Below are 251 nucleotides of genomic sequence, written 5' to 3'. Positions count from 1 at the left end.
CTGGCCGTGACCTGCAGGAAGCGAAAGCACATCAGGTAGGAGCCCAGCGGGATCGCCGAGTACACGATCCAGGTCGGCCACTCGAGGTCGGGCGTGACCGGGCCTTCGAAGAAATGGCCCGTGTCCGCGCCCAGCGTGCTCAGCACCGCGTAGGCCAGGCCGTTCTCCCACACGAAATGCGCGCCCAGCGTGCCGATGGTGCCGGTAAACAGCGCCCCGGCCAGCAGCCCGAAGATGATGAACTTCTGGCG

Annotated in this window: 1 protein-coding gene; it reads right to left on the bottom strand. The window is 66.5% G+C overall.

Going from position 1 to position 251, the window contains the following annotated elements; genetic code table 11:
* The coding region (locus C666_RS19215) for a TRAP transporter small permease subunit (RefSeq protein WP_004352750.1) at positions 1-251 on the bottom strand (251 nt) is incomplete at both ends.

It is taken from the genome of Thauera linaloolentis 47Lol = DSM 12138, assembly GCF_000310205.1.
GTDB lineage: Bacteria > Pseudomonadota > Gammaproteobacteria > Burkholderiales > Rhodocyclaceae > Thauera > Thauera linaloolentis.
Note: the sequence above shows the minus strand (reverse complement) of the source record. Positions and strands in the feature narration are given on the sequence as shown.